Origin of the sequence: Butyricicoccus sp. (assembly GCF_050872565.1) — a bacterium.
GTDB lineage: Bacteria > Bacillota > Clostridia > Oscillospirales > Butyricicoccaceae > Butyricicoccus_A.
On sequence record NZ_JBNMHC010000260.1, the window covers coordinates 1 to 3,230 of the forward strand.

At 50.7% G+C, this 3,230-nt stretch carries 5 protein-coding genes; all 5 read right to left on the bottom strand.

The genetic code is table 11. The features are described from left to right. Positions 1–861: cation transporter (locus ACR0P9_RS09695; RefSeq protein WP_432619625.1), on the bottom strand; the 861-nt coding region annotated here is incomplete at its 3' end. A 1-nt stretch (position 862) separates the two neighbouring features. After that, positions 863–1,231, bottom strand: a complete 369-nt coding sequence (locus tag ACR0P9_RS09700; RefSeq protein ID WP_432619627.1) for a heavy-metal-associated domain-containing protein — start codon at positions 1,229–1,231, stop codon at positions 863–865. A gap of 20 nt (positions 1,232–1,251) precedes the next feature. Beyond that, on the bottom strand, positions 1,252–1,566 hold the full coding sequence (locus ACR0P9_RS09705) for a metal-sensing transcriptional repressor (protein ID WP_432619629.1): 315 nt from the start codon (positions 1,564–1,566) through the stop codon (positions 1,252–1,254). A gap of 175 nt (positions 1,567–1,741) precedes the next feature. Next, on the bottom strand, positions 1,742–2,272 hold the full coding sequence (locus tag ACR0P9_RS09710; RefSeq protein WP_432619631.1) for a hypothetical protein: 531 nt from the start codon (positions 2,270–2,272) through the stop codon (positions 1,742–1,744). A gap of 13 nt (positions 2,273–2,285) precedes the next feature. Continuing rightward, positions 2,286–3,230 (bottom strand): phosphoribosylamine--glycine ligase (gene purD / locus ACR0P9_RS09715; protein ID WP_432619633.1); only part of this gene is annotated, 945 nt, incomplete at its 5' end.

Sequence of the window (3,230 nt, forward strand, 5' to 3'; positions counted from 1 at the left end):
GACTGCACTGCTGCCGGACAGCACAATGCCATCAACCGGAATTGTCTCACCCGGACGCACAACAAAAATATCGCCCTTCTTGACCTGTTCAATGGAAACTTCGACTTCTTTGCCGTCTTTTACGATCACAGCGGTTTTCGGCGCGAGTTTCATCAGTCCCTTGAGCGCATCTGTCGTCTTGCCCTTAGACCGTGCCTCTAACATCTTTCCGACGGTAATCAGCGTCAAAATCATCGCCGCCGACTCAAAATAGAACTCATCCATATAGGTCATGACCGCGGCATCATCGCCGCGGACAACCGCATTAGTCATCATAAACAGCGCATATACACTCCACACAAAGGATGCCATCGAGCCGAGTGCCACCAGCGTGTCCATATTCGGTGCGCGGTGAATAAGTCCTTTAAAGCCGCTGATAAAGAATTTCTGGTTAATAACCATAATAATACCGGCTAACAGCAGCTGCACAAGACCCATGGCAACATGGTTGCCCTCAAACCATTTGGGCAGCGGCCATCCCCACATCATGTGTCCCATGGAAAAATACATGAGCACGAGCAGGAAGCCAATAGATGCAATCAATCGGCGTTTTAATACCGGCGTGTCATGATCCGCCAGCGCATCTGCATCTGCCGCGGCAGAACGAGAAGCACTGCTGTTTGCTCCCTTGACCGATGCGCCATAGCCGGCGTCAGTCACAGCCTTGATAATATCCTGCGGCGATGCCGTGCCCTCTACGCCCATAGAGTTGGTCAGCAGGCTGACCGAACAGCTCGTCACGCCGGGAACTTGAGATACAGCCTTTTCCACGCGCGCGCTGCACGCAGCACAGCTCATACCGGTCACTGTATACTGTTCCATGTTATTTGCTCTCCTCAATGCTGGTGACCTTGTAATCCGTCCAAGCAAGTGCCTGTCGAATGGCATCATCGCTCACATCGCGGTCATACGATACAACAGCAATTCCCTTTTTCCAATCGGCATGTGCTACGACGCCGTCGATTTTATCCAGCTGCTTTTCTACATGCTTGCGGCAATTGTCGCACATCATGCCCTCAATATGCACGGTTTTCTCGCCGAGCTTTGCGCCTTCCAGTGTCTTATGTTCTTCCGGAACAGCATCTCCGCCACCGCCGCAGCAGCCGCCTTCGCCCTTCATGTGCTTCATGCCGGAACGGGCGGCAATCGCAACAATCACAACGAGAATCACAACAATAATTACGGTACCCATAAGATGTAAACCTCCTGTATTTATTTCATGAGCTTCTGCAAGGTTGCAACAAGCTCGTCAATCACTTCTTCATTCCCCTCCTGAATGTCTTTGACGACACAGGTACGAATATGATTGGACAGCAGTTCCCGATTGAACGCATTCATCGCCGCCGTAACCGCTGCCGACTGCACCAAAATGTCCGGACAATAGGCGTTTCGCTCTACCATGCCGCGAATGCCGCGAATCTGTCCTTCTATGCGATTGAGCCGATGAATCAAGCTCTTGTACTCTTCTTCCGAACGCTCTTTCGTCTTTTTGCCGCAGCAACAGGACTTGCATGACTTGTCTTCCATGTGTTTCACCTCACAGAGTTTATATACCCCCTAGGGGTACCTTGATTGTATACCCACTATGGGTATGTGTCAATACTTTCTCTAAATTTCGTCTGAACGGAGCTGTCTTGTCTCTTCGGAGCATAAAAAAAGAGCGCAGCACAAAGCTACGCTCTTAACATGTGATTTTTTCCGATTAAATATTCGGAATCAGATCCATTTCCTTTGCCACTTCGATATTGACAGCACCGACAGCAATCTGTGCAATCGCATCGACAAAGCGCTGAATGCTGCTGAGCATCAGAGAGAAGTAATCGCAAATATCCGTGATGATACGTTCCGGATCGTCCTTCATGTTTACCACGATATTATGGCGCATATATACCACGCCATCCTGCTCAAACAGGCCAAACTGGCCAATGGTGCAGAAATTGTTGATGGTAAACAGGGCACGCTTCAGCTCCGGCAGATTGCGGGAAACAGCATCTGTCTCGACTTGCAGCATCGTTGCGTGCATCTGGAACAAAGCGGTTTCCTCTCGCGCCATTTTTGCCGGCGGGAACCACATATCTACAATGACATCCTGCTTGACCTTGCCCAGACGACTCAGCTCAATGCGAGTCATCGGCGGCTGACCGTTTTCAGCCGGAAAGAACTCCGTCCGAAACCCATTCTGCTTGATGACATCCGCCATGCAAGAGATGATTTTTGTCTTCAAATCTTCCATATCTCTCTACCTCTTAGCCCTTTTTAATACCAATATCCAGGCGATAATGTGCCTTGTCAAACGAAATCTTCTTGACATCGGCATATGCCTTCTGAATTGCCTCATCCAGCGTCGGAGCCGTAGCGGTTACGCCGAGAACACGGCCGCCATTTGTCACAATCTCGCCATCCTTCTTAGCCGTACCAGCATGGAAAACGACAGATTCTGTCACATCAGCCAGACCGTGAATTTCTTTGCCCTTTTCATACGCAAGCGGATAGCCGCCGGAAGCCATAACCACGCAGCAAGCTGCATTGTCTGCCCACTGAATATCCATCTCATCCAGCTTGCCGTCAATGACAGCGTTCATAATATCAAACAGATCGCTGTCCAGACGCGACAGAACAGCCTGTGTCTCCGGATCGCCAAAACGAGCATTGTACTCGATGACCTTCGGTCCCTTCGGGGTGAGCATCAGACCGAAGTACAGCACGCCGCTGAACGGACGGCCTTCTGCTGCCATCGCGTCAACAGTCGGACGGAAAATCGTATCCATGCAGGTCTGTGCAATATCCTCGGTATAGAAGCGGGACGGAGAAAATGCGCCCATGCCGCCGGTATTCGGACCCTCATCATGGTCATAGGCACGCTTGTGATCCTGTGCAGACGGCATCGTAGACAGATGCTTGCCGTCAACAAATGCCAGAACCGAAACTTCCGGACCGGTCAGGAATTCTTCAATGACAACGCGAGCACCGGCACCGCCGAACTTGCCGTCATCAATGGCATCATGGACAGCAGCAATGGCTTCTTCTTCGGTCATGGCAACCGTAACACCCTTGCCCAGAGCCAAACCGTCTGCCTTGATGACAATCGGCGCACCATTTTCCTTGATATACGCAATCGCATCGTCACTGTTTTCAAAGACAGCATAGCCTGCGGTCGGAATATTGTACTTCTTCATCAAGTCCTTCGCAAA

What these genes read in the sequence shown, in the direction of transcription:
- ACR0P9_RS09700 (WP_432619627.1), bottom strand. Translation starts at nt 1,231, where the DNA reads ATGGGTACCGTAATTATTGTTGTGATTCTCGTTGTGATTGTTGCGATT.
- ACR0P9_RS09710 (WP_432619631.1), bottom strand. Translation starts at nt 2,272, where the DNA reads ATGGAAGATTTGAAGACAAAAATCATCTCTTGCATGGCGGATGTCATC.
- ACR0P9_RS09705 (WP_432619629.1), bottom strand. Translation starts at nt 1,566, where the DNA reads ATGGAAGACAAGTCATGCAAGTCCTGTTGCTGCGGCAAAAAGACGAAA.